Origin of the sequence: Klebsiella sp. 7-CIP_Kleb., assembly GCF_050378655.1 — a bacterium.
GTDB lineage: Bacteria > Pseudomonadota > Gammaproteobacteria > Enterobacterales > Enterobacteriaceae > Klebsiella > Klebsiella quasipneumoniae.
In genome coordinates this window covers 287495-312950 of sequence record NZ_JBNRLJ010000007.1, presented here as the reverse complement: position 1 = coordinate 312950, position 25456 = coordinate 287495, and the positions used below count along the sequence as shown (strand labels likewise).

The 25456-nt window shown below is 53.8% G+C and carries 26 protein-coding genes and 1 tRNA gene; 13 read left to right on the top strand and 14 right to left on the bottom strand.

What is annotated here, in order from left to right:
• Positions 1-143: 143 nt before the first annotated feature.
• From ACQUTI_RS21920 to ACQUTI_RS21900, 5 genes are all read right to left on the bottom strand, one after another.
• A complete protein-coding gene (locus ACQUTI_RS21920; RefSeq protein ID WP_064178477.1) occupies positions 144-491 on the bottom strand; it encodes a hypothetical protein in 348 nt (115 codons plus the stop codon).
• A 2-nt stretch (positions 492-493) separates the two neighbouring features.
• The gene (locus ACQUTI_RS21915) at positions 494-898 is read right to left on the bottom strand and encodes a hypothetical protein (protein WP_064178476.1); all 405 of its coding nucleotides are present in this window, start codon (positions 896-898) and stop codon (positions 494-496) included.
• A gap of 10 nt (positions 899-908) precedes the next feature.
• Positions 909-2285 carry a hypothetical protein gene (locus ACQUTI_RS21910; protein WP_077267839.1) on the bottom strand — a complete coding sequence of 459 codons (1377 nt, stop codon included), beginning with the start codon at positions 2283-2285 and terminating at the stop codon, positions 909-911.
• Between the two features lie 334 nt (positions 2286-2619).
• Positions 2620-2943 (bottom strand): helix-turn-helix domain-containing protein, encoded by a 324-nt coding sequence (locus tag ACQUTI_RS21905; RefSeq protein WP_064178475.1) that lies wholly within the window; start codon positions 2941-2943, stop codon positions 2620-2622.
• The gene (locus tag ACQUTI_RS21900) at positions 2927-3286 is read right to left on the bottom strand and encodes a type II toxin-antitoxin system RelE/ParE family toxin (RefSeq protein ID WP_064178474.1); all 360 of its coding nucleotides are present in this window, start codon (positions 3284-3286) and stop codon (positions 2927-2929) included. The genes ACQUTI_RS21905 and ACQUTI_RS21900 overlap by 17 nt, the downstream gene beginning before the upstream one ends.
• A gap of 1004 nt (positions 3287-4290) precedes the next feature.
• Between ACQUTI_RS21900 and ACQUTI_RS21895 the strand changes: the two genes are divergently transcribed.
• The 4 genes from ACQUTI_RS21895 (at position 4291) to ACQUTI_RS21880 (ending at position 7243) form a co-directional block, all read left to right on the top strand.
• Positions 4291-5169 (top strand): integrase domain-containing protein, encoded by an 879-nt coding sequence (locus tag ACQUTI_RS21895; protein WP_064178473.1) that lies wholly within the window; start codon positions 4291-4293, stop codon positions 5167-5169.
• On the top strand, positions 5169-5393 hold the full coding sequence (locus ACQUTI_RS21890) for a helix-turn-helix transcriptional regulator (protein ID WP_064178472.1): 225 nt from the start codon (positions 5169-5171) through the stop codon (positions 5391-5393). Before ACQUTI_RS21895 ends, ACQUTI_RS21890 begins: the two co-directional genes overlap by 1 nt.
• Positions 5386-6465: a helicase RepA family protein gene (locus tag ACQUTI_RS21885; RefSeq protein WP_064178471.1), complete on the top strand. Its 1080-nt coding sequence runs from the start codon at positions 5386-5388 to the stop codon at positions 6463-6465. Before ACQUTI_RS21890 ends, ACQUTI_RS21885 begins: the two co-directional genes overlap by 8 nt.
• A gap of 517 nt (positions 6466-6982) precedes the next feature.
• On the top strand, positions 6983-7243 hold the full coding sequence (locus ACQUTI_RS21880; protein WP_064178470.1) for a helix-turn-helix transcriptional regulator: 261 nt from the start codon (positions 6983-6985) through the stop codon (positions 7241-7243).
• A 28-nt stretch (positions 7244-7271) separates the two neighbouring features.
• Here ACQUTI_RS21880 and ACQUTI_RS21875 read toward each other — a convergent pair whose 3' ends face one another.
• Together ACQUTI_RS21875 and ACQUTI_RS21870 are read right to left on the bottom strand one after the other, a co-directional pair.
• Positions 7272-7538 carry a DUF2442 domain-containing protein gene (locus tag ACQUTI_RS21875; RefSeq protein WP_064178469.1) on the bottom strand — a complete coding sequence of 89 codons (267 nt, stop codon included), beginning with the start codon at positions 7536-7538 and terminating at the stop codon, positions 7272-7274.
• Entirely contained in the window at positions 7510-7797 is a 288-nt protein-coding gene (locus ACQUTI_RS21870) for a helix-turn-helix domain-containing protein (protein WP_064178468.1), read from the bottom strand. The genes ACQUTI_RS21875 and ACQUTI_RS21870 overlap by 29 nt, the downstream gene beginning before the upstream one ends.
• Before the next feature lie 118 nt (positions 7798-7915).
• Between ACQUTI_RS21870 and ACQUTI_RS21865 the strand changes: the two genes are divergently transcribed.
• On the top strand, positions 7916-8170 hold the full coding sequence (locus tag ACQUTI_RS21865; RefSeq protein ID WP_064178467.1) for a helix-turn-helix transcriptional regulator: 255 nt from the start codon (positions 7916-7918) through the stop codon (positions 8168-8170).
• 72 nt (positions 8171-8242) lie between these two features.
• Here the strand turns inward: ACQUTI_RS21865 and ACQUTI_RS21860 are convergent, their stop codons facing one another.
• The 3 genes from ACQUTI_RS21860 to ACQUTI_RS21850 all read right to left on the bottom strand — a co-directional run bounded on the left by ACQUTI_RS21860 (position 8243) and on the right by ACQUTI_RS21850 (position 11103).
• A complete protein-coding gene (locus ACQUTI_RS21860) occupies positions 8243-9475 on the bottom strand; it encodes a hypothetical protein (protein ID WP_074194154.1) in 1233 nt (410 codons plus the stop codon).
• 70 nt (positions 9476-9545) lie between these two features.
• Positions 9546-10799, bottom strand: a complete 1254-nt coding sequence (locus tag ACQUTI_RS21855; RefSeq protein WP_064178466.1) for a tyrosine-type recombinase/integrase — start codon at positions 10797-10799, stop codon at positions 9546-9548.
• A gap of 219 nt (positions 10800-11018) precedes the next feature.
• A tRNA-Leu gene (locus ACQUTI_RS21850) sits at positions 11019-11103 on the bottom strand.
• Positions 11104-11696: 593 nt separating this feature from the next.
• Here ACQUTI_RS21850 and ACQUTI_RS21845 point away from each other — a divergent pair.
• The 8 genes from ACQUTI_RS21845 to ACQUTI_RS21810 all read left to right on the top strand — a co-directional run bounded on the left by ACQUTI_RS21845 (position 11697) and on the right by ACQUTI_RS21810 (position 20077).
• Positions 11697-12371: a carbonic anhydrase gene (locus ACQUTI_RS21845; RefSeq protein WP_114508608.1), complete on the top strand. Its 675-nt coding sequence runs from the start codon at positions 11697-11699 to the stop codon at positions 12369-12371.
• Entirely contained in the window at positions 12368-13837 is a 1470-nt protein-coding gene (locus ACQUTI_RS21840) for a SulP family inorganic anion transporter (RefSeq protein WP_101839309.1), read from the top strand. Before ACQUTI_RS21845 ends, ACQUTI_RS21840 begins: the two co-directional genes overlap by 4 nt.
• A gap of 111 nt (positions 13838-13948) precedes the next feature.
• Positions 13949-14968, top strand: coding sequence for an NADPH-dependent aldehyde reductase Ahr (gene ahr, locus ACQUTI_RS21835; protein WP_004178400.1), 1020 nt, complete (start codon positions 13949-13951; stop codon positions 14966-14968).
• 130 nt (positions 14969-15098) lie between these two features.
• The gene (locus ACQUTI_RS21830; protein ID WP_004146807.1) at positions 15099-15983 is read left to right on the top strand and encodes a carbohydrate ABC transporter permease; all 885 of its coding nucleotides are present in this window, start codon (positions 15099-15101) and stop codon (positions 15981-15983) included.
• Entirely contained in the window at positions 15973-16860 is an 888-nt protein-coding gene (locus tag ACQUTI_RS21825) for a carbohydrate ABC transporter permease (RefSeq protein ID WP_048294078.1), read from the top strand. The genes ACQUTI_RS21830 and ACQUTI_RS21825 overlap by 11 nt, the downstream gene beginning before the upstream one ends.
• A gap of 10 nt (positions 16861-16870) precedes the next feature.
• Entirely contained in the window at positions 16871-17695 is an 825-nt protein-coding gene (locus ACQUTI_RS21820; protein WP_004192335.1) for a phosphodiesterase, read from the top strand.
• 5 nt (positions 17696-17700) lie between these two features.
• Positions 17701-18774, top strand: coding sequence for an ABC transporter ATP-binding protein (locus ACQUTI_RS21815; protein ID WP_048322810.1), 1074 nt, complete (start codon positions 17701-17703; stop codon positions 18772-18774).
• On the top strand, positions 18767-20077 hold the full coding sequence (locus ACQUTI_RS21810; RefSeq protein ID WP_122543403.1) for an ABC transporter substrate-binding protein: 1311 nt from the start codon (positions 18767-18769) through the stop codon (positions 20075-20077). Before ACQUTI_RS21815 ends, ACQUTI_RS21810 begins: the two co-directional genes overlap by 8 nt.
• Positions 20078-20263: 186 nt before the next feature.
• Here ACQUTI_RS21810 and iolE read toward each other — a convergent pair whose 3' ends face one another.
• From iolE to iolD, 4 genes are read right to left on the bottom strand one after another with little or no spacing between them, the layout of a single operon-like run.
• Entirely contained in the window at positions 20264-21163 is a 900-nt protein-coding gene (iolE, locus tag ACQUTI_RS21805; RefSeq protein WP_002886970.1) for a myo-inosose-2 dehydratase, read from the bottom strand.
• A gap of 23 nt (positions 21164-21186) precedes the next feature.
• Positions 21187-22071: a sugar phosphate isomerase/epimerase family protein gene (locus ACQUTI_RS21800; RefSeq protein ID WP_004152193.1), complete on the bottom strand. Its 885-nt coding sequence runs from the start codon at positions 22069-22071 to the stop codon at positions 21187-21189.
• Positions 22072-22112: 41 nt separating this feature from the next.
• On the bottom strand, positions 22113-23126 hold the full coding sequence (locus tag ACQUTI_RS21795; RefSeq protein WP_004152192.1) for a Gfo/Idh/MocA family protein: 1014 nt from the start codon (positions 23124-23126) through the stop codon (positions 22113-22115).
• A gap of 46 nt (positions 23127-23172) precedes the next feature.
• Positions 23173-25113 (bottom strand): 3D-(3,5/4)-trihydroxycyclohexane-1,2-dione acylhydrolase (decyclizing), encoded by a 1941-nt coding sequence (gene iolD / locus ACQUTI_RS21790; RefSeq protein WP_004152191.1) that lies wholly within the window; start codon positions 25111-25113, stop codon positions 23173-23175.
• Positions 25114-25456 lie beyond the last annotated feature (343 nt).

Here is a 25456-nt window from a genome sequence, read left to right as displayed (position 1 = left end):
TACCCTTAGACAAAAAGGGGTAAGCTCCCTACTTATTAAAAAAGTCAATAAATATGATTGATAACTAAGAGCGAAAAACGGATATTAGCGCCACATTTACAGCTAAAAAAGTCCAAAAACACATTTTTATTGGGGATTACTGATCATTCAATAAACCAATTATGTTCTGAACCATCCCAACCATAATATTTTCCATGAAATGCATCCATCGCTGCAACGTATTGTGAAAGTATCAATGTTACATCACTTGCTTGTGGCACATCATCTTCATCCAAGAGATCTAAAAAGGTAATCGACTCCTCATCAGACAAAACTGTTTTAACTTTTTCAAGCAAGCGGTTGACTATTTTTATTTTTCCTTTACTAACAGCCGAATCAGGTTTCTTCTTGGAGATTTCTTTAAATTCAGAATACATCGCTCTTAGCAAAGGAGTCGTAGTATCATGCGTTTGGGCCTTCTCTTGTGTTGTATAGAATTTATCACTTTTCACTTTTAATCCTTAAGTTTTTTTGGCTTTACGGTACGAATTAATACCATACCATCTTCATCGACCTTATCAGTTGCTTCACCTATAACTCGCCAAAACCAATTTCCGTTTCTAATAACAACATTATCAGACCTTTGCTTCTCAAAACATTGCAGATATTGAGAAAGTATAAAAACAACGTCACTGTTTTGTGGTATATCGTCTTCATCAAAGCTATCAAAATCGTCGAACGGCTTATACATTTCACCCAGATAGTCATTACTCTGTGATAAAAGTTTGTTTACGAACTTTAGCTTAAATTTATTCACCGCATCATTCGGGCTTTTTTTTGATAGTAATGATATTTCTTCATATATACTCAACAATTGACCAGATATTTTTTCAAAAGTATCTACATTAGCTCTATTCATTTTCTTACCCTCATGATGGACATGCTCGTCTAAACTCGATGTACTTTTTCTTCAAGACTTCAATCGGTGCTCTTTGCTTACTTTCATATACATCAACCATTAACTTTAAATCATCATCTGTAATTGCGATTATGCACTTTCTTTGAGACGACCATAAATCAATGGTATTTTTAAACATTGCCTTTGGTAACGGATTACGGGTCAGAAAAATTCCAAATCTTCCAATATTGGATTGGAGATAGCGGTTGAGCTGATTTATGTGATCTCTATCAATCGTTTTTACATTTTTCATTTCAATGACGAGTTGACGGTTATCGTAATCACAAAATATTTCATCTAAGAAATCAACATCGCGGTTATTATAGAATATCAAATCCCGAATATGCCTTCCCGATTCCGTCCGACTTTGTGTTTCAGCAAAGTCTAAATGTGGATAAAATAATGTAGCTAGTAAACTAGCTGATAAATCTTCGTACTTCATGTCAGCACCATCGTCTTTCCCTGTTTCAAGCTTTAAAAGCTCAGATAATTTCCTTTTTGCTGATAGGACAGGAATTTGACTAAACAGAGGGTCATTTTGACAATCCTTTGAAGTCCGATCTTTATATTTTACATATTCCTCTATAACCCCGAAATTGTCCCTATTAAAATTCAATACCTTCACCCGTTCTTCAGGCTCATTCGGATTAAATATCTCATCCCTCGGGCAATGGGACTTAAAATAATCCTCAAAATTAATCCAAGGGTTAAATCTTAGCCAACGCTTGGGAGTGAATATTAATGGCTCCCGAGTCTTAGGGTTTACTGGAAGCAGCAACTTTTTATTAAAATCGAAAGCATGTTTTTGATAGTTATATACAGAATCAAGGATAACTCCCTCAGTGGGTATTCGATTGATTTCGCACTGTTCTATTGTATAATCAATCAAAAATGATTTGATATAGTTGCAGGCAATGTCACTAACTCGATCCTTTGATATTCCAGAAATATAAAGTTGTATTATTTCAAAATGCGTGAATCCGAACTGGCTATATTCTGGAATATCCACAAACAAGCTAAGAATTTCCTTTGCTTGTTTAATCCCAATTTTTACTCCATTTCGCGACTTGGAGACACCGAGACCAACCTCTGGACATTCAGAAAGGTTAACAAGTACGTTGATTGCATCTTCTCCACGTCCTTTTTTAATCAAATAATTTAAATGATTGAAAGAGTTCGTAATAGCGGTATGTAACGACTGATCCTGCAAAGATGGTGACTTCCAAAGCAAAAAAGGATCGACGTAAAGAGGAATATCTTCATCAAAAAATTGAATTGCGAAATCCAAGTCTGCTTGAGACTTATGAACTCCATGATAGTCAGTTAGTCTAGGTCGAAATAGCTCCATGCGCCCTCGTTTTTTCGTCTAACGCTTATCCAATAAATAGATACTTAACTTAATACTGTACCGGATGACCTTGTCAATTTAACATTCATGTAACTTCTTTTATTCCTTTTCATTTTAGTCGGTTATTGGTACATGCCCCGCCTTGTTAAAGTACAAGTTAGCATGTCTAAGAAATTATGATATGCGTTTGGTCACTATCTAGATGCAAATGCTAAATGTATCAGAAGTTAGCCATCAGAAATAATTTCCGCTTTTGGCACTAAGTGTCCCATCAAATTAGCTCGAAATTTATCGCATAAAATGGCTAGACCCAAAATAAGCCAGTACAACTAAATCAAACCAACACCTTCAACCCATGCTTCTGCACCACGGTAAGCAGTTTCAGCGATAACCCACTTGGGCGTTTTACGCCGCTTTCCCATTTCTGCACCGTTGACACACTGGTGTTCAGGTAGCTGGCAAAAACGGGCTGGCTGACGTTTAGCTTCTCGCGCAACGCCTTAATCTCAATGGGTTGAAGCTCATCCACATTGTTAAGGCACGCTTTATCAAAGTTGCGCATCGTTTCCTGTGGGATAGCATCGACGCTGAATAATCCAGAAGCCGCGCTGTGGATGGCCTCAAATGCAGGACTCTTGAATTTACTTTTTGCAGTCATGGCAAATCTCCACCAGTTCTTTACTCTTAATCAGTGCCGTAAGCTTTTCATCAGCAAGAGCAGCGTAATGCTTCGCTAACTCACGAAATCCGGCCAGTTCACGATTATCAATGTTTGCCATATCCTGTTTGGCATAAAGGAACGTGTAAAACCAGTGCTCCCCACCTTTCGCCACAATAATGGCGCGATCGCGATTCTGGTTCAGCCGTTTCTTGTAAACTCCCCCGCCGAGGTCGTCAGCCTTCCCCTGCACTACCGCCTCAATAGCCTGGCATAACTCACTATCTTTAATTGCGTGCGATTTAGCCGCCTTGCTGAACCATTTAGTTTTGAATACGCGCATCCGGCTGACATCCTGTTACCTTAACTATAGCACCTGGTACTAGATTACTCCTTTTACTCACTGATGCAAAGTGCTTGAAGCCAACAAAAAATTGCCGTATTTTTAACCGCGCATATCTGCTGTCAACGGACAGCCACCAATGTTTCCAGTATCAGGATGATACGAGTGACCTGTGAGAAACGCCTTCGGGTGGTCACAAGCCAAAGTCATATGGAATGGAGTGTGGTCTGAGACTGACGCCTTCGGGCGACCACAAAGAAAGTTGTCGAAGCCTGAAAGACAACGCTGGATTAGCGGTAAATCTGCTCACCTTTGAAAGCAGGTATCGTCAATAAAAAACGCGCCTATGACGTGACGATAAAGGTTCCTTAAACTTAAGAGACGGCTAATAACGAGCGTTTCCTCGCCGATCGGCATTATCTGTAAAGAATGCTGTATTCGGTCTTCTCCTCAGTGAATGAGTTGCTGCAAGCAAGGCTATAACTTTTGCCTTCGATGACAGCAGTATCATCACCCGCTTAACGACAGGTACTTCCCGTACTGAAGGGTTTTCTGTACCCCAATTCTGGCACGTATTAAACGCTGCTGGCTGCGCCTTGATATGCCGTCAGGCATCTGCATGCGCCTGCCCTGCTGCGCGCTAATACGTGGCGTCACTTTTTGCGTGTTAACGCATGAAAGTGACGCCACAGCACAAAGCTGCCTCAACCGTGATGGCAAGTAATCTCACTTGACGACTCATGAATCTGACACACCAGTTCGGATGCCGAACTGTTCACTTTTACAGGAGATTTGAACCGATACCGAGGCAGGCCAATGGCCTGAGGGGATAACCTGCAATCGCAGGAGGCTGCACAGAGTGCATTACCGACGCCCCGCAATACCTCAACAACTGCCCGCTCTGGCGCACAGGTATCCGTTCAAGGCAGGTCAATATGATTGTTTCTGCCATTAAGCCCACGCGCCAGAGAAATGCAGCTCGTTGAAATTGAGAGAGGTTTGCTATAAGTAAATTAAGTCGTGAAATGAAAACGCGGGCTAAGCACGTCGGTGGCAGCTTTAAAACCGTTCACGATCGTACCCGTATCATTGATCGATTTTGTCGCCATCTGATGGCGCTCAATATCCAGGTCAGGGATGTCCAGCATCTGAAAACTAAACATATCGAAAGTTATATTGCCAACCGCCAGGCAACAGGTATTGCTGTTCGAACGCTTCATAATGACATGTCGGCACTGCGTGCAGTGTTTCGGCTGGCAGGCAGGGAAAAGCTTGTTACATCAACACGTTTAACGAACAAAGCACTGGGATTAAGCGGAGCAAGTCGCGCAGGTACGAAATTCGCGATTCCGGATGAGCGATTTCAGGCAGTATTGCAAAGCGCCCGACAGTATGACCAGGGGCTTGCCTGTGCCCTCCAGCTTGCCAGATTGCTGGGGCTTCGCTCACAGGAAGCTGTGCAGTGCGCCAGTTCACTGAATACCTGGAAGAAACAGCTTGAACAAAATCAATCAACCCTCACCATTGTTTTTGGCACCAAAGGCGGCAGGCCACGTGAAACACGTATCCTCAACCGTAACGCTGTACAGCAGGCAGTAAATGACGCTCTGCTGATTGCTAAAACACGTAACGGAAAGCTTATCGACAAGCCCGATTTAAAAACCGCCATGAACTTCTGGCGCACACATACCACACGGTTAGGGTTGATCGGCAATTATTCCCCCCACAGCCTGCGCTACGCATGGCCTCAGGATGCCCTTCGCTATTACCTGTCACAAGGATTTTCCCGCAGTGAAGCCAGAGCAATGACGTCAATGGATCTCGGCCACGGCGATGGTAGGGGTCGCTACGTCGAGCGCGTTTACACCAGGAAGGAGGGCTAATGATGTCGAATTTCAGGTTGTTGCGATTATCGGATGTGATGGAAAAAACCGGCTTCAGGAAATCATGGATTTATCTCCTGATAAGCAAGGGCGATTTTCCTCCGGCAGTCAAAATTGGCTCCCGCTCGGTGGCATGGCTGGAAAGCGAAGTGAATGACTGGATTGCTGAACGCATCGGCAAACGCGAGGGGGTACAGCAAACGGGGAAGTCAGACAATGAGTAAATTGATAACTGATACCGAAACAAAATTCAGCACCACACTTCCCCTGCGCAAAGGGTCTGACGGCTTTGATACCCGGCAGGACTACCTGATTAAGGGCTATTTGCCTGCCTCATCCGTTGCCAGCGCTTACGGTGCCAGCGGATCTTACAAATCCTTCTTGGCGGTATCATGGGGATGCCATATCGCTACCGGTAAGCCGTGGGCGGGAAAACCAGTCAAGCAGGGAGCCGTTATTTATATTGTTGGTGAAGGTGGGATCGGCGTTCCTCGCCGTATCCGGGCATGGAAGCAAACGCTTAATGGCGGTAGCCCTATTGATGCGCTATATCGTGTCGATTGCCCGATCTTTCCTGCCAGCCCGGAAAGCGTGCAACAGGTGATACAAGCCGCCAAAGATGTCAAAGCCGTAACCGATATGCCAATTCGCCTGATCATTCTGGATACCCTCGCCCGCTGCTTCGGCGGTTCAGACGAGAACGCAGCTAAAGATATGGGTGCCTTCATTCAGGGATGCGACTATATCAAAGCGGCCACACAGGCTACGGTGCTGATCATTCACCACTCTGGCAAAGATCAGGACAAAGGCGCACGCGGTTCCAGCGCATTCCGGGCGGCACTGGATGTGGAGTTTAATGTGCGCCGTGAAGGTGACGGTGGCGCATTGATTCTCAGTTGCACCAAGATGAAGGATGCCGAAGAGCCGCCACGTCGTGCCTATGATCTGCATTCCGTCGATTTATACGTGGATGATGATGGCGATCGGATCACTTCGCTGGTACTGAACGATGAAGGCCGCGAGGCCATAGATAATAATATCGCTGGCGACCAGGATTTATCAGGTATTTCACGACTCACGGATAACCACATTGCCTTATGGCAGGCTATTCGTTCTCGCACAGGCAGTGGCGATAGTTGTACCCGCTCACTGGTTCGGGACGATATGAGGGCGATGGGATTTGACGTAGCCAAAAAATTTACCCGCTGGCTGGACAAACTGGAAAAAGATGGTCTGATCGCGGTGGATGGAGAACGCATTACGCCGTTGTCGCAAAGAGATAAAACGAGAGATTAACCGGGGAAAGTGGGGGAATCTGATTCTGTTAGCGTCCAAATTCAATATATTCCCCCACTTCCGCCATGTATATATACGCCAGGTGGGGGAATAACTTAACCCTATAATAAATATCATTTTTTCATCAACATCAAAATTCAGGTGGGGGAATAAAAAACTTATCATCAAGTGGGAATAAAATGGGGGACTATCTGAGAATCACACACCTTATTTTCGCGTCAATTTCTCCAAAGAGATCGCTCCTCCTTAGCTTTGGTTCTCTTACCACCAACCAGTAACGCTTTTTAGACTTGACTGAGGCGGAGCGCAGCGAAGTGAGCACCGAACAGTCAAGTCTAAAAAGTGGAAAAACGGCACTGGCTTTACCACTCCATCCTTCTGGAGAGTCACTTTTTTGCCACAATAGCTTTTCTTCCTTTTTGATCTCAGACCAGCCCACCACTAAGTATTACTTAGTATATTTTCATCAAACACAGATGAGAATCGAGCCAGGACAAGTTAGTCATCTGGGACTCTCATGCTACCTCATCGTTTAAAAGCTGCACGCTTGAAAGCTGGTCTGTCACAGGAGCGGTTAGGAATTCTTGCCGGGATAGATGAAGCGACGGCCAGCGCCCGTATGAATCAGTATGAGCGCGGTATACACACGCCGGACTTTGAACTGACCTGCCGGTTAGCGTCGGTTATGGAGATTCCTGCCTGCTATTTTTATGCGGTGGAGGACGATCTGGCGGAGATCATACTGGAATATGCGAATAGTCGTCAGTCCGGGATCTAACCGATATCTGTACCCATACCGCATATCGTCATTTGCGATGAGTCATATCCCTGATTGCTCCCGCATAAAGCGCCTCAATATTGATATCCTCATCAATTTCCTCCCAATGAATTCCCCCACCTGCATTAAGGATGAAGCGCTCTCTCTGTTCTACTGTCGCGCGTTCAAGGCGTGGGAAGTTTTGGAGAGGGATATTTAGCAGTGCTTTCCCTTTAGCCTGAACGTGTAGGCATTTATCTGAGAAATAAACCACTACTGACGATTGATCAAATAGCAGACTGTTTACCTTCTTCATTCAATCTTTTCCTTATGCGCATTTTTCTGTCCAGTAGCGTACCAGAACTATCAAAATAACGGCTGGGCCAGATTTCTGCAGGATGAACGTCCAGCGCCGTGGCCACAAGCCATTCCCCTTTTGGCCAGGGACGCGAAAGCACATTGGCAAGCGTTGAAGAACTGAGTCCCGCAGAGCGCGATAACGCAGCCAGAGTCGTGCCTTTCTTGCGCAAGGCGGCGATGATATCTGCCGGATGCCAGTCATGATGTGATGCCATACCTATCTCCATTAAAACTTCGGGTAACAGTACGCATCAAATACTAAGGATTACTTAGTATATTTTCAAGACGCACAGATGAGAATCGCGACAAGCCACACAAGAAATCAGGATTCTCATGCTACCTCATCGCTTAAAAGCCGCACGTTTAAAGGCTGGCCTGTCACAGGAACGGTTAGGGATTCTTGCCGGAATTGATGAAGCAACAGCCAGTGCCCGAATGAATCAATATGAGCGCGGTATACACACGCCAGACTTTGAACTTGCCTGTCGGTTGGCATCGGTACTACAGGTTCCGGCTTGTTATTTTTATGCGGTGGAAGACGATCTGGCAGAAATGATTCTCGGATATTCAGAATCGCAGGAAAAATAAGCCCTATAAGACGTATTAGCTCCCGCCCCCCAGAGAAGGGGCGGGAGCGTTGTAAAAAGCATCACGGAATTACTAAATTTTAAAATTCCCTTTCGCATCCATAATTGTATCCCATTGTTTAAACTCATCACTAGTAAGAACAACACAACCTTTTGCCATAGTTTTGAAATGATTATTAAGGTATTTGTCTTTTTGGCGAGAAAAATTATCAAAGCTTGAAACCAGTGTTTTTTTCCTAAGGCTCTCTACATACACTGGGCAAACAAGATTATTCCCGTTAAAAGAAAACATATTAACAGCTTTAATAAAAAAATCACGTCTTCCTTCTAAATATTTAGTCTCCCATATAGTAGCAGGGAATAACTCCTTATAGTACTTTTCAGATGTAATATGATAATAATGAACCCTTTTATCTAATACACCTATTGTACTCAGCGCGGTTGAACCAATGAACAAAAAACCATTAGGCCAAATACAAACAATAAAGAACAATGATCCCATAATAGCTAATGAAGTCTCTTTCATTACTTTATAACTAAAAACACCAACATTATTGAAAGAATAATTTCTTGAATAAAAAATCATTGCCGGGAATAATGAAAGAAACGAGTAAGCAGAGAGAAAAAGGAAAGCATATACATACCCAAAAAATGTATGCCCATCAATACTCTTCAATACTAAAGAGATGGATATACTTATTGAAATTGAAGACAAAAAACATATTATTGATGTAATAATGATAGAAGCGCTTATTCTGATAATTTTAGCAGACCCACTAAAACGATTTTTATGACTATTTTTTACTTTCGCTATAGCTACTACAGAAACAATTGATGCTATGAAAGATAGAAGCAGAGAGCGTAATGGCTCATCCAGATAGAAGAAAACCTTATCTATATAGCTATAATTCTTAACGAAAGAAGAGAACACATCAGATGAAAAAATAAAAACAGAAGCTAACATAACCACTATTGTTATAAATGTGATAAATGGCATGTTTTTTGTGCTAGTGATATAACTATCCTTAACAAAAGAAGAGAATAATATCAAGTTAAAACTTGGAAGTATAAATGCAAATGACATAAATAGAGATATAAAAATAAACGAGAAAAATATTGAGAACAGATTCGTTTTATTTTCAATAGCACCAACCAGCAAATCAAGTCGAGAGAAATGCCCCAAATAACCCCAAACGATAATTACTGATAGAACCATGTATATGGGTGATATTTTTAGCGCATATATAAGATATTTCTTGACATTATTCAGAGTCGGCGTCAATCCTTTTTCTTTTACTCCTTCCATATTCACTCCGGCATTAATGTTAATATAAAACCACTCCATATAAATCAACAAGTTAAAATATCAAAACATATCATATTTTAAACTCATACGGCACCACATACTCTTCCCGATTCGCATCCAGATAATCCGCCCACCATTGCAGCATCAGCCGCCGTTCTTCGATATGTTCGGCCTTATGAATATAGGCCGCCCGCACGCTATTACGCTCCTGGTGACTCATTTGCCGCTCGACAGCATCCCGCGACCACTGCCCGGATTCAACCAAAGCGCTACAGGCCATTGTGCGGAAACCATGCCCGCACAATTCAGTAGTGGTGTCATATCCCATAACCCGCAGCGCATTATTGACGGTGTTTTCACTCATCGGTTTAGTCGGGCGACGATCGCCGGGGAAGATAAGTTCATAAGCACCGCTGATAGCCTTAATCTCTTTCAACAGCGCCAAAGCCTGGCAGGATAACGGTACTAAGTGCTCAGTGCGCATTTTCGCCCCGCGCTGAGAATGTTTTACACCGGGGATCGCTTCACGTTCAGCGGGTATCGTCCACATAGCACGTTTAAAGTCGATTTCAGTCCAGCGGGCAAAACGCAGTTCGCTGGAGCGGATAAAAACGCACAGCGTGAACTTTAAAGCCAGTGTGGTTAACGTTCTCCCTTTATAGCTTTCAATCCTTGCCAGAAAATCAGGAAGCTTATCCAGCTTCAACGCCGGGCGATGGGTCGCCTTCGGCGGCGCTATCGCCCCGGAGAGATCCTGAGCAGGATTGCGCTCTATCAGATCGTTCTGCACCGCATAGCGCATAATATCGGTCACCCGCTGACGTAGCCGTGACGCCAAATCGAGATGGCCGTTTTGCTCCACGGCTTTCAACGGCTCAAGCAAGCCTTTAGTCTTCAGGTCCGCTATGTGGCGATGGCCTATCGCCGGCAAAATATTACGTTCCATATCGCGCCATACCCGTCCGGCATGCGTTTCTGACCAGCGATTCTGACTAATGTACCGATGCCAGTCTCTCGCGACTTTCTCAAAGGTAATCAATGCGGCCTGTGCTTCTTCCTTTTCTTTCCCCCGTTTTTCTGCCGGGTTGATACCTTCAGCCAATAACAGCCGTACCTCATCACGCTTCTCACGGGCCTTTGCTAACGAGATTAGAGGATAAGCGCCAAAAGCGATGCGGCTTTCCTTGCCTTCGAAACGATACTTGAGATACCAGCGCTTAGAGCCGCCAGGGCTTATCAGCAGGTATAGTCCATGTGCATCAGCGAGTTTGTAAGCTTGCTCGCGAGGCTTAGCGGTGCGGGCTACAACGTCTGTCAGGGCCATAATTGGGGGTCAACTCCTAATCGAAGTGAATTGACCCTCATCTTGACCCCCAAATCATCTGGATGTCAATGGACAAAAAAAGACCAGCGCGGATAAAACGAACAGATCAGGAGGAAAAGAGATAAAACATCGATCTCTTAATAAACAGAAGGATATGGAGGTTTATGGAAGATTATGGACATAAAAAAAGCCACCCTAAGGTGACTGATTTTTCCACAATGGTGCCGAAGGCCGGACTCGAACCGGCACGTATTTCTACGGTTGATTTTGAATCAACTGCGTCTACCGATTTCGCCACTTCGGCACTGAAGGGGATGCGGAAACGTTCTGGATTATACCTGTCGGCGGCGGTCATGCAAGCGACAGCGTGCCGTCAATGCGCTAAGTGTCGAAAAAAACAGCGCTATCCTGCGCGGCGTCACCTTTAGCTGCCGTTCCATAGCGTGCCTACCACCAGCAACCCTTCTCTCACCCTCCCGCAGACCCAGCTCCACCTGCCAGCCACTCCCCTTTCCCCCTTTTCCCCCCCCAAACCCCACTCAAACTTATCTCAAATTTTTCTCACATTACTCTCGCCAGCATTCCTCAACACAACCCAACTATCCCCATCCATCCCCAATATCCAATCCCTCAATATTCCCCCGCCCCTACCCACCATCATTCCTATATATTCCAGAAAGTTTTAACCAATGCCTTTTTGTTATTCATCAGCCCCGCAGTAACATATTAATTTCATCAATATTTTTATAACTTTACATTAATGAAAAGTTTTCTTTTTGCCGTTTATTCCAGGATTTTCCTCAGGCGTGAAGGGTTCCGGTAAACACTATTTTTACTAGTCGCTGTACGAGTCTTGATGGACATATTCACTCGATGAATTAACTCAGGAGAATACTTGTGACGACGTTAAAACCTTTGCTGGCCCGCAACCGCAGCTGGGCGCTGCAGAAGTGTCAGCATGACCCGGACTATTTCGAAAAATGGGTCGACGGGCAGCGGCCCCACTCGCTGTGGATCGGCTGCTCCGATAGCCGCGTTCCCGCCGAGGTGCTCACCGGCAGCCAGCCCGGCGAGCTCTTTGTCCACCGCAATATCGCCAACATGCTCGACCCCACCGACGACAACGTCATGAGCGTCCTGCAATATGCCCTCCACTACCTTGAGGTGGAGCGGGTGGTGCTCTGCGGCCACTACGGCTGCGGCGGCGTGCAGGCGGCGCTCTCTCTGCCCACCCTGCCGCTGGCGCAGGAATCCTCGGCGCTGGCTCGCCGCATCGGCCAGCTGCGCCACACCCTGCATCACGAAATTGCGCAGATCGCCGATGGATGTTGTGTTGCGGCCTCCCCCGGCGCCAGCGCCAGCACCGACGCGGAGCGCTCTCGTCATGCGCTGGACGCCCTGGTGGAAGCCAACGTTCGCGCCCAGTTCGCCCGTCTGCTGGAGAGTGAACCGGTGCAGACGGTGCTCGCCAGCGGGCGGCCGCTCAGCCTGCACGGCTGCGTCTACGATCTGGCTTCCGGCCATTTAACCACCCTCGTCGAACACCTCTCACCGCAGGAGCACGCCCCATGAATACGCTTCGTCAGGACTCTCTCGCCGGCATCGTCGTCTTCCTTGTCGCCCTGCCGCTGTGCCTCGGCATCGCCCAGGCCAGCGGCTTACCGCCCTTCGTCGGCCTGCTGACCGGCATCATCGGCGGCCTGGTCGTCACCGCCCTCAGCCCCTCCCGCTTCGCCGTCAGCGGCCCCGCCGCCGGACTGGTCACCATCGTCGTCGCCGCCATTGAATCCCTGGGTTCCTTCTCCGTCTTCCTGATGGCGCTGGTGCTGGCCGGCGCGCTGCAGCTGCTGTTCGGCATCCTGCGGGCCGGGCGTTTTATCTCGCTGGTTCCCGCCAGCGTCATCAAAGGCATGCTGGCGGCGATCGGCATCCTGCTGATTATGCAGCAGATCCCCGTCGCGCTCGGCACGGCGGAAGAGATCGGGCTTGCCGAAGTGGTTCAGGGCAATGCCGCGTTCTCCGTCACTGCGATGGCCGTCGCCGCGGGCGGCCTGCTGGTGCTCTGGCTCTGGGGTTCGCCGCTTATCCGCCGGGTGAAGAGCCTGCGCTGGATCCCCGGGCCGCTGATCGCCGTCCTGCTCGGCTGCGTGACCACCCTGCTGCTGACCCATTTTGCGCCGCAGCAGCTGGCCGCTCTGCCGCGCATCACCCTGCCGGCGTTCGGCAGCCTCGGCGATCTGCTGGGCGAGCTGGAGTCTCCCGCATGGAGCGCGTGGCGCAATCCGTCGGTGTGGGTGGTGGCGGTGACCCTGGCGCTGGTCGCCAGCCTCGAAACCCTGCTCAGCCAGGAGGCGCTGAAAAAGCTGCGCCCGCAAAATCCGCCGCCTTCGCCGAACCGCGAAATGGTCGCCCAGGGCGTGGGCAACCTGCTCTCCGGCGTGCTGGGGGCGATGCCGATCACCGCGGTGATCGTCCGCAGCTCGGTGAACGTCAGCAACGGCGCGCAGAGCAAACTGTCGATCTTTATCCACGGCGTGCTGCTGTTGATCTGCGGCCTGTGGTTCAGCGGTCTGCTGACCCTGATCCCGCTCGCCAGCCTCGCCGCCGTGCTGCTCTATACCGGCTATAAGCTGGCGACGCCGCGGCTGTTCATCGAGCAGTTCCGCCAGGGGGCGGCGCAGTACGTCCCGTTCCTCGCCACCATCGGCGGGATTATCGCCTTCGGCATGCTGGCGGGGATCGGGATTGGCCTTGCCACCCAGATGGCGTTCAGCCTCTGGCGCAGCCATCGCCACTCGCTGCAGCTGGCGCGCTACGATGACCACTACGTGCTGCGCATCCAGCAGAATCTGACCTTTATGCACAATCCGCATCTGCTGGCCCTGCTGGCGAAAATTCCGGAAAAGAGCGTGGTGATCGTCGAGCACGACAGCGTCGGCTACCTCGACCCGGACGTGCAGGCAGTGCTGGATGATTTTGCCGAGAACGCCCCGCAGCGCGGCATCCGCCTTAATCAGTGGCCGCTGGCCAGCCGCTGAGCTTAACGGGCGGCTGGTCCGCCCGCTTCGCTACCCCTCCGATTGCCAAGCGCCGTGGAATGCCATGCTCTACACTTTCTGGGTTATCACGCCAACCCCAAGGAAATGAACATGAGCATCATTAAAAGCTACGCCGCCAAAGAAGCGGGCGCCGATCTGTCGCTGTGGGAATACGATGCCGGCGAGCTGCAGCCGGAAGATGTCGAAGTTGAGGTGGAATACTGCGGGATCTGCCATTCGGACCTGTCGATGATCGACAACGAATGGGGGATGTCGAGCTACCCGCTGGTGGCCGGTCACGAGGTGATTGGCCGGGTGGCGGCGCTGGGCAGCGCGGCGCAGGATAAAGGGCTGAAGATTGGCCAGAAGGTCGGCATCGGCTGGACGGCGCGCAGCTGCGGCCATTGCGACGCCTGCATCAGCGGCAACCAGATCAACTGTCTGGAAGGTTCGGTGCCGACCATTCTCAACCGCGGCGGCTTCGCCAATAAGCTGCGCGCCGACTGGCAGTGGGTGATCCCCCTGCCGGAGAGCATCGATCTGGCGTCCGCCGGCCCGATGCTGTGCGGCGGCATCACCGTCTTTAAACCGCTGCTGACCCACCACGTCACCGCCACCAGCCGCGTCGGGGTGATCGGCATCGGCGGCCTCGGCCATATCGCCATTAAGCTGCTGCGGGCGATGGGCGCGGAAGTGACCGCCTTCAGCTCCAACCCGGCCAAAGAGCAGGAAGTGCTGGCGATGGGCGCCGATCGCGTGGTCAACAGCCGCGATCCGGAAGCCTTAAAAGCGCTGGCCGGTCAGTTTGACCTGATCATCAACACCGTGGCGGTGGATCTCGACTGGCAGCCGTACTTCGAAGCCCTGGCTTACGGCGGCAACTTCCATACCGTCGGCGCGGTGATGAAGCCGTTCCCGGTGCCGGCCTTTACCCTTATCGGCGGCGACCGCAGCATCTCCGGCTCGGCGACCGGCAACCCGTCCGAACTGCGCACGCTGATGAAGTTCGCCGGGCGCAGCAAAGTGGCCCCGACCACCGAGCTGTTCCCGATGTCGCAGATTAACGAAGCGCTGAAGCACGTTCGCGAAGGCAAAGCCCGCTACCGCGCGGTGCTGAAAGCCGACTTCTGATGGTTCTCTCCCGCCGGGCGGCCCGCTCGCCCGGCGTTTTCCCCGTCGCTTCATCAAACCGTCATCTCCCCGCCATGCCTCTGTAGTCATTGCTTCCCACAATCCGGGCTTCGATAAATGGCTGAACGAGATGCGCGTCACCATGAGAAAGACCTGGCTTCCCTGGCTGATCCTGTCGCCTTCCCTGCTGTTTTTACTGCTGTTTACCTGGTTCCCGCTGGGGCGTTCGGTGTATGACAGCCTGTTTGATACCCGCATGGCCAGCGACGGCGCACAGTACGTCGGGCTGGATAACTTCGCCCGCCTGTTTGCCGATAACGTCTTCTGGCAGTCGCTGGGCAATAACCTGCTCTATATCCTGCTGACGGTGGTGCCCGGGGTGACCCTCGCCCTGCTGCTGGCGGTGGCGCTGAGCGAGAACCATCGCGTCAACCGCTGGCTTCGCACCGCCTTCTTCTTCCCGATGATTATCCCGATGGTCAGCGCCGCCGCGCTGTGGCTGTTTATCTTTATGCCCGGCCTCGGCCTGCTCGACCACTATCTGGCGAAGCTGTTCGGGCCGATGAACAACAACTGGCTGGGGCGCAGCAACAGCGCGCTGCTGGCGCTGGCGCTGATTGGCGTGTGGAAGTTCGCCGGCTACTACATGCTGTTTTTCCTCGCCGGGCTGCAGAGCATTCCGGCCTCGACGCGGGAAGCGGCGCTGATGGAAGGGGCTACCCGCACGCAGGTCTTTTTTAAGGTCACGCTGCCGCTGCTGCGCCCGACCCTGAGCTTTGTGATCACCACAGCGCTGATCTACTCCATCACCCAGATCGACCACGTGGCGGTCATGACCCGCGGCGGGCCGGACAACGCCACCACCGTGCTGCTCTATTACATCCAGAATCTCGCCTGGGATACCCACGACCTTGGCAAAGCCTCCGCCGCCACCTTCCTGACCCTGGCCGGGCTGTTCGCCTTCTCGCTGATTAACCTGAAACTGCTGGAGAAAGGAGCCCACTATGAGCGCTGACATTTCGCCGCTGCTGGTCCGCACACCCGCCGCTGCGCGTCCGCTGTGGCTGCGCCTGCGCCGCTCGTCGCCCTTTACGCTTACAGTATTAATGTGCTGCCTGGCGCTGCTGTGGATCAGCCCGTTTATCTGGATGCTGGCCACCTCGTTCAGCGCCACCACCTTCGGGGAAGATATGGCCTCGCTGCTGCCGCGCCTGCCGCTGACCCTCGATAACTTCCGCGACGCCTGGAACAGCGCCGACTGGCTGAGCCTGTACGCCAACACCCTTATCTTCACCTTCGGTACCTTCTTCGTGCAGCTGTTGACCATCACCACCGCCGGGTACGTCTTCGCCTGCCACGAATTTCGCGGCAAGCAGACGCTGTTTCTCCTGTTCCTGGTGCAGTTGATGATCATGCCAGTGGTGATGATGGTGCCGAACATGCTGACCCTGAAAACCTTCGGCCTGCTCAACACCCTCACCGGGGTGATGATGCCCTACTTCACCTCGGCGTTTGGCGTGTTCCTGATGCGTCAGGCGTTCCTCGCCATTCCGAAAGAGCTGGAGGAGGCGGCGCTGATGGAGGGCTGCCGCTGGTGGCAGGTGTTGTTCCGCGTGCTGCTGCCGATGTCCTGGCCGTCGGTGCTGGCCTTCGCCACCGTCAGCATCACCTACCACTGGAACGAGTACCTGTGGCCGCTGATGATGCTCAACGATCCCGACAAGCAGGTACTGACCGTCGGGCTGGTCTCCTTCGCCATGGGCGCCGAATCCGGCGGCCAGTGGGGCACCATCGGCGCCGGGACGCTGATGGTCTGCCTGCCGCTGATGCTGGCGTTCATTCTTTTTCAGAAACAGTTCCTGCGGAGCTTCGGCTTCTCCGGGATCAAATAAGGAGTGATTCATGCTGTTAGCACACATTTCCGATACCCATTTCCGCAGCCGCGGCGAGAAGCTGTACGGCTTTATCGACGTCAACGCCGCCAACGCCGATGTGGTCTCGCAGCTTAACGCGCTGCGCGAGCGCCCGGACGCGGTGGTGGTGAGCGGGGATATCGTCAACTGCGGCCGCCCGGAGGAGTATCAGGTGGCCCGCCAGATCCTCGGCAGCCTGAACTATCCGCTGTATCTGATCCCCGGCAACCACGACGACAAAGCCCATTTTCTGGAGCATCTTCACCCGCTGTGCCCGCAGCTGGGCAACGATCCGCAAAATATGCGCTATGCGGTGGATGATTTCGCCACCCGCCTGCTGTTTATCGACTCCAGCCGCGCCGGCACCTCGAAGGGCTGGCTGACCGACGAGACCATCGGTTGGCTGGAAGCCCAGCTGTTCGAGGGCGGCGACAAACCGGCGACCATCTTTATGCACCACCCGCCTCTGCCGCTGGGCAATGCGCAGATGGACCCGATCGCCTGCGAAAACGGCCACCGTCTGCTGGCGCTGGTGGAGCGTTTCCCGTCGCTGACGCGCATCTTCTGCGGCCATAACCACAGCCTGACCATGACCCAGTATCGCCAGGCGCTGATCTCCACCATTCCCGGCACCGTCCATCAGGTGCCGTACTGCCACGAAGACACCCGTCCCTATTACGACCTCTCCCCGGCTTCGTGCCTGATGCACCGCCAGGTCGGCGAGCAGTGGGTGAGCTACCAGCACTCGCTGGCCCACTACGCCGGGCCGTGGTTGTACGACGAAAACATCAGTTGCCCAACGGAAGAGCGCTAACCGCCATGCTCAGTCTGCAAAACATCAGTAAACGTTTCGACGGCAAGCCGGCGCTCAGCGCCCTGTCGCTGGATATTCACGAAGGCGAATTCGTGGTGCTGGTCGGCCCGTCGGGCTGCGGGAAAAGCACCCTGCTGCGCCTGCTTGCCGGCCTGGAGCCGGTCAGCGAAGGCCAAATCTGGCTGCATGATGAGAACATCACCGCCGCCACGCCGCGCGAGCGCAACTTCGCGATGATCTTCCAGAACTATGCCCTGTTTCCGCATCTGTCGGTGCGCGACAACATCACCTTCGGCATGCAGGTGCGCAAGGAAGAGAAAAGCAGCTGGCAGCCGCGGGTGGACAAAGTGGCGCAGATGCTGCAGCTGGAGGCGCTGCTTGACCGCAAACCGGCGAAGCTCTCCGGCGGCCAGCGCCAGCGGGTGGCGATGGCCCGGGCGATTGTGCGTAATCCGCGGCTGTTCCTGATGGACGAGCCGCTCTCCAACCTCGACGCCCGCCTGCGCAGCGAAGTGCGCGACAGCATTATGGCCCTCCACCAGCAGCTGAAAACCAGCACCATCTATGTGACCCACGACCAGACCGAGGCGATGTCGATGGCCGACCGCATCGTGGTGATGAACGGCGGCCACGTGCAGCAGGTCGGGCGCCCGGAGTATCTCTACGCCAACCCGGCCAACCTGTTCGTCGCCGGATTTATAGGCTCGCCGGCGATGAACCTCCTGTCGCTACCCTGCGCCAACGGTGAAGTACTGTTGGGAGAACAGCGCCATCCGCTGCCACCGCGCCACCGGGATCAGACCCGCGTCTGGCTGGGCATTCGCCCGGAACATATTACCGACCGCGTGGAGGAGGGCCATCTGCGCCTGCCGGCCACCGTTCTGCAACGAGAACTGATGGGGGCCGACTACCTGCTCCACGTCAGCACCCCGATCGGCACCCTGCGCTTTAGCCGCCGCCACCGCGGCACGGTGCCGGAGAAAGGCGAGTCGCTACCGATCGGCTTTTCGCCTGCCGATGTGCATCTTTTTCATGCTGAGACCCAGCATAATTTATTGATGGAGTGTAATCATGTTTAAACCTTTTACGGTAGTCGCGGTTGGCCTCAGTCTTGCCCTGAGCGGCGCGGCGCTGGCAAAAGAGAAAATAGACTTCATGTTCCCGGCGCCGGTGGACGGCAAGCTGACCATGGAGATGACCCGCGTCATTAAGCAATTCAACGACTCGCAGCAGGATGTCGAAGTACGCGGCATCTTCACCGGCAACTACGACACCACCAAGATCAAAGCCGAATCGGCGCAAAAGGCCGGGCAGCCGCCGGCGCTGGTGATCATGTCCGCCAACTTCACCACCGATCTGGCGCTGAAGGATGAGATCCTGCCGATGGATGAGCTGTTTAAATATGGCGATCAAAAGGCCGGCGATTTTCTGCAAAAGGAATTCTGGCCCGCGATGCATAAGAACGCCCAGGTGATGGGCACCACTTATGCGATCCCGTTCCATAACTCGACGCCGATCCTCTACTACAACAAGACGATGTTCGATCGGGCCGGGATCAAACAGCCGCCGCAGACTTGGGCCGAGCTGCTGGCCGATGCCAAAAAGCTGACCGACGAGAGCACAGGCCAGTGGGGGATCATGCTGCCGTCGACCAATGACGACTACGGCGGCTGGATCTTCTCGGCACTGGTGCGCGCCAACGGCGGGAAATACTTTAACGAAGACTATCCGGGCGAGGTCTATTACAACTCGCCGACCGCCATCGGCGCCCTGCGCTTCTGGCAGGATCTGATTTACAAGGACAAGGTAATGCCGTCCGGGGTGCTGAACTCGAAGCAGATCAGCGCCGCGTTCTTCTCCGGTAAGCTCGGGATGGCGATGCTCAGCACTGGCGCGCTGGGCTTTATGCGCGAGAACAGCAAAGACTTTGAGCTTGGGGTGGCGATGCTGCCGGCCAAAGAGCAGCGCGCGGTGCCGATCGGCGGCGCCAGCCTGGTGAGCTTTAAAGGCATCAGCGATGCGCAGAAGAAAGCGGCGTATCAGTTCCTGACCTATCTGGTGAGCCCCGACGTGAACGGCGCATGGAGCCGCTTTACCGGCTACTTCTCGCCGCGCAAGGCGTCATACGATACGCCGGAGATGAAGGCCTATCTGCAGCAGGATCCGCGGGCGGCGATCGCCCTTGAGCAGCTGAAGTACGCCCATCCGTGGTACTCCACCTGGGAGACCGTGGCGGTGCGTAAGGCGATGGAGAACCAGCTGGCGGCGGTGGTCAATGATGCCAAAGTGACGCCGGAAGCGGCGGTGCAGGCGGCGCAGAAGGAAGCCGACACGCTGATGAAACCGTATGTGGATAAGACCGCGCTGGCGGAAGTGAAGTGACGCTTTACCCGTCATCGTCACCCTCACCCTGGCCCTCTCCCTGAGGGAGAGGGGACGGTTCGGCGCTGTGGTTGAGCCCTAAGCCCGGGAGAGGGAACTGTCCGGCGCTGTGGTTAAGCCCCGAGTCCGGTTGTGAAAGGAAAAAAAGCAGGCCATACCCGGTATGGCCTGAAAATGTCACAACGATTAGATCCCTGCCGTTTCGCGAATATATTTGCGCGCTTTGACGGCGTATTCGAAAGGATTGGCCAGGGCAGGATCCTGCTCGGCTTCCACCACCATCCAGCCTTTATAGCCAAAGTCGTCCAGCAGCTTGAACACCGGACGGAAATCGATCACCCCGTCGCCCGGGACGGTGAAGGTGCCTTTTTTCACGCCGTCGAGGAACGACAGGCCGTCGCGGCGCACCTGGTCGATCACCGGCGGACGGACGTCTTTCAGGTGAACGTGGTTGATGCGCGGCAGATACTTTTTGAGGATCGCCAGCATCGGCGCTTCGCCGCCTTCGGAATACCAGGCGTGGCCGGTGTCGAACAGCAGGAAGACGCGCTCGTCCACCAGCGACATAAACTTGTCGATTTCCGCAGTGGTCTGGATGCCGGTGCCCATGTGGTGGTGCAGACAGACCTGCATCCCCTTCTCCGCCGCCAGGCGACCGAGGGTGTTATAGCCTTCCGCTACCCGCTGCCACTCTTCGTCGCTGAAGCACGGCTTCGCATCGCCGAGGATCGGTTTATCCAGCCCCTGGATGCTGCCGCTCTGCTCGGAGCAGCCAATCACTTTCGCGCCCATCGCATGAAGGAAGTTCATGTGATTGACGAATTCATCAATGGTTTTTTCCCGCTGGCCGTTGGCGAAAAAGGTGCTGAACCAGGCGTTGCAGATCTGAATGCCGCGGATGTCCAGCATCGGCTTGAGGACCGCCGGGTCGCGCGGATATTTGCTGCCGACTTCGCTGCCGGTAAAGCCGGCCAGCGCCATTTCGCTGACGATCTGCTGGAAGGTGTTTTCGCTGCCAAGTTCCGGCATATCATCGTTAGTCCAGCCGATCGGGGCGATAGCCAGTTTGACGTTATCTTTGTTCATAGTAGGGCTCCTGCCGCTGCGCCTTAACGGCGCAGCAATTCACGTTCAATGAGTTCACGGGTTTCCACTGCCTGGTATTTCATTTTTTCCGGGTAGCCAAACAGCGAGGTGGCGACAATCGGCTCCCCGCCGACCTTGAAGGTCTGCTCGGCGAATTTCATTTCGCGCAGGGTGCGGAACAGCGCGTCGAAATCCACATCCCCTTCCCCGACGCCTACGTGCTGGTGCACCACGGCATCCACGCCCGGCGGGTTAACGATATAGCGGCAATGTTTCGTATGATTGCGGGTATCCGCAATCAGGACATGGGAGAGATCGCTCCCGGCATAGCGCAGCATGCTCGCCACATCGCCGACGCCTTTGTCGTAGAAAAAGGTGTGCGGCACGCTGTAGACGTACTTCACGTTATCGCTGCGGAACGACTTCACGATATCGACGGTTTCATTATTCTCTTCGCAGAAATCCCAGGGATGCGCCTGGATCTCCACGCGAATGCCTTCCCGCTCAAAAATCGGCAACAGCTCTTCCATCGAGCGATAGAACATTTCATCGCAGATCTCAGGCTGATTCGGATCGCCGGAGAACTCGGTGTTGATCACCTGAACGCCCATCTCCACCGCAATTTCCACCAGCCGTTTCCAGTTTTTCACCGCCGCCTGACGGCGCAGTTCGTCCGGGCCGGACCAGCGGTAGACGCAGATAAACGACGACAGCTCAAGGCCGGTATCGCGCAGCGCCTGCTTGTACTCCGCCATGATCTCCCGGCTGGCGCGCGGGTGCTTGTAGAACGGGTTAATCTGCGGGTGCGGCGACTGTTCAATGTACTTGTAGCCCCACTCCGCTACCTGATGGACCATGCGGGTGATCCCGAGGTCCTTAATGACATCCACATCAAAGGCAATTTTCATCGTCGTTACCTGTGCAAAGAAGTTCCGTCAGCAAAACGTGCTTAACGTTTGTAGAATGCCGGGCACTCGGGCAGCGTCACTTCAACCGGCTCGCTGGTTCCCTGCGCTTTAATGCAGGCGTCCGCCGCCACCGACGCCGCGTAGCCGTCCCAGGCCGACGGGCCGTGCAGCTGGCCGGCTTTGACGTCGTTGATAAAGGCCTGCAGCTCGACGTCGTAGGCTTTGATAAAGCGGTCTTTCCAGTCGGTCAGAATGGCGGTCGACAGGCTGGCGGACTTGCGCATCTGGACGGCAGACGGCTCCGGCAGACGGGCAATCCCGGTCTCGCCGACCACTTCGCACTGGATGTCATACCCGTACTGGCAGTTCACGAACACCTCGACGTCGATCAGGGTGCCTTTTTTGGTTTCAAAGGAGACGATCTGCGGATCTTTCAGACGCGCGTGGGTGTGCGAGGTGGAGCGCGGGAAGCGCACCTGCACGGAACGGTAGTCATCGTTCAGCAGCCAGCGCAGCACGTCCAGCTCGTGGATCAGGGTGTTAGTGATCGCCATATCGGTGGTGTAGTTCTCACCAACCGACTGGTTGCGATGGGCGCAGCGCAGCATCAGCGGCGCGCCGATATCGCCATCGTCGATCACTTTTTTCAGCGCCAGATAGCCTTCGTCGTATGGGCGCATAAAACCTACCTGCACCAGGCGACGGCCGGCCTTCATTTCAGCATCGACGATGCGGCGGCAGCCTTCCGCAGACATCGCCAGCGGTTTTTCGCAGAACACCGGCTTACCGGCGGCGATGGCGGCCAGGGTGTACTCTTCGTGGGTCGGGTCCCAGGAGGTGACCAGGATGGCGTCGACATCGCTGGCGTTAATCACGTCGTGGCCGTCGGCGTAGACTTCCGCCTGCACGCCCGGCAGCGCGACCGCCGCACGGGCGTTGTCGGCATTGATATCAGACACCGCCACAACGGTGGCGCCCTGCAGAACCTGGGTGCAGCGACGGATGTGTTCTTTACCGATAGCGCCAGCGCCGATGACACCTAATTTGAGCGACATAATGGTTTTCTCCGTAAGTCTGTAGGATTCAGGGTGGATGTTCGTTTTAGTAATCACGCGCCTGGGCGCGTTTTTCATTAATCATTTGCGCAACTTTGCGGATCCGCTCAGAGAGCGCCGTCTGGGCGACCCCAACGTTCCACCAGCTGCCGTATTTGTGCACCATGGTCTTCGGCAGCACTTTAATATCAATCAGGGTGCTGACCGTTTCGCGACGGGCGGCGTCCAGCGCGTGGCGCAGTTCGTCCAGGGTGGTGACGCGCCAGGTTTTGCAACCGTAGCCGGCGGCGATGGTGGCGAAGTCCACCGGCACCAGGCCGCCCTGCAGCTGGCCGGTTTCCGGCTGGCGGTAGCGGAACTCGGTGCCGAAGCTGTCCATCCCGTGCTCCATCTGCAGGTTGTTGATGCAGCCGTTGGCCATGTTGTCGAACAGCACGACGTTGATCTTCGCCCGCTCCTGCAGGGAGGTGACCAGCTCAGAGTGGAGCATCATGAACGAGCCATCGCCGACCAGGGAGTAGACTTCGCTCTGCGGCTGCGCCAGCTTCACGCCCAGCGCGGCGTTGACCTCATATCCCATGCAGGAGTAGCCGTACTCCACGTGGTAGGTGTTTTCGGCACGGTTGCGCCAGACGCGCTGCAGATCGCCGGGCAGGCTGCCCGCCGCCGCGACGATCACCGCCTCGGCCGGCAGCGTTTCATTCAGTACCCCAAGGACGCTGCTCTGGGTCAGGGTGGAGTCGGTGATCTGGCGGAACTCGCGATACACCGATTCGCGATCGAGATGATCGTCGATCTCCGGGACAAAGGATTTCTCCTGCCACACCGCCTGGTAGACGCGCTGGGTCTCTTTTAACTGACGGCTCTGCACGCTCTCGATCTGCGCGCCCCAGCCGGCCTGCCAGCCGCTGTCCGCCAGCGCCGCGTCGAGGGCGGTCATCGCTTCCCGGGCGTCCGCCAGCATGGCAATACCGTCCAGCTTCCAGGCGTCGAAGTTGCTGACGTTAATATTCAGGAAACGCACCTCCGGGTGCTGGAAAATCCATTTCGAGGCGGTGGTAAAATCGCTGAAACGGGTGCCAACGCCGATCACCAGGTCGGCCTCTTTCGCCAGCAGGTTCGCCGCCAGACAGCCCGTCTCGCCGACGCCGCCGACGTTCAGGGGGTGAGAAGAGACCACCGTCCCCTTCCCGGCCTGGGTTTCGGCAAAGGGCACCCCGTAGCGCTCGGCGAAACGGGACAGCGCTTCGCCCGCGCCGGAGTATTTCACCCCGCCGCCGCAGACGATCAGCGGTTTACGACTGGCTTTGATGGCCGCCACGGCGTCCGCCAGCTGCGCGGCGCTGGCCGGGCGGCGGTCGAGACGGTGCACCCGGCGCGCAAAGAAGGATTCCGGGTAGTCCCAGGCTTCGCCCTGCACGTCCTGCGGCAGGCACAGCGTCACCGCGCCGGTTTCCGCCGGGTCGGTCAGGACGCGCATGGCGTTGATGCAGGCGCTCATCAGCTGTTCCGGGCGGGTAATGCGGTCCCAGTATTTGCTGACCGCGCGGAAGGCGTCATTGGTGCTGATGCTGAGATCGTAGCTCTGTTCAATCTGCTGGAGCACCGGGTCCGGCTGGCGGGTGGCGAAGACATCGCCCGGCAGCAGCAGCAGCGGAATGCGGTTGGCGCTGGCGGTGCCGGCGGCGGTGATCATGTTGGCCGCCCCCGGACCGATGGAGGAGGTGCAGGCGATAATCTGCCGGCGCAAGGCCTGGCGGGCAAAACCGGTGGCCGCGTGGGCCATCCCCTGCTCGTTGCGCCCCTGATAGACGCGCATGTCGCCGCTGTCCTGCTCCAGCGCCTGCCCCAGCCCCAGGACGTTGCCATGGCCGAATATCGCGAAAATGCCTTTCACGAACTTCAGCTCTACGCCATCCACTTCCAGGTACTGGTTATCGAGGAACTTCACCAGCGCCTGCGCCGTTGTCAGTCTCAGTTTGCCCATGATGCACAATCCTTATTGTTCAGTATTTGTGTGTGGCGTCGCGCCGATGCCGCCGGGGCCGTCGTTAACGTCACTGGAATACCTGTGGATTATAGGCAAACATTTTTTTCATTAAATACAAATACAGAAGAAATATTTCATTTTGCGAGAAGGATCAAACTCTCTACCCATTTCATACGTTTCACTTACATTCCTGACACGTTTTCGGGCCCTTTTTTGCCGCAGCACACGGCAATATCTCCTTAAAAATCATAGGTAAATGGCTGTCGTGTGGCGTTTCATTTTCCCCCGGGTCGACAGTGGGGGCGATCCGCGCTCACGCGAGGCTCAGTGCGGCAGAGTG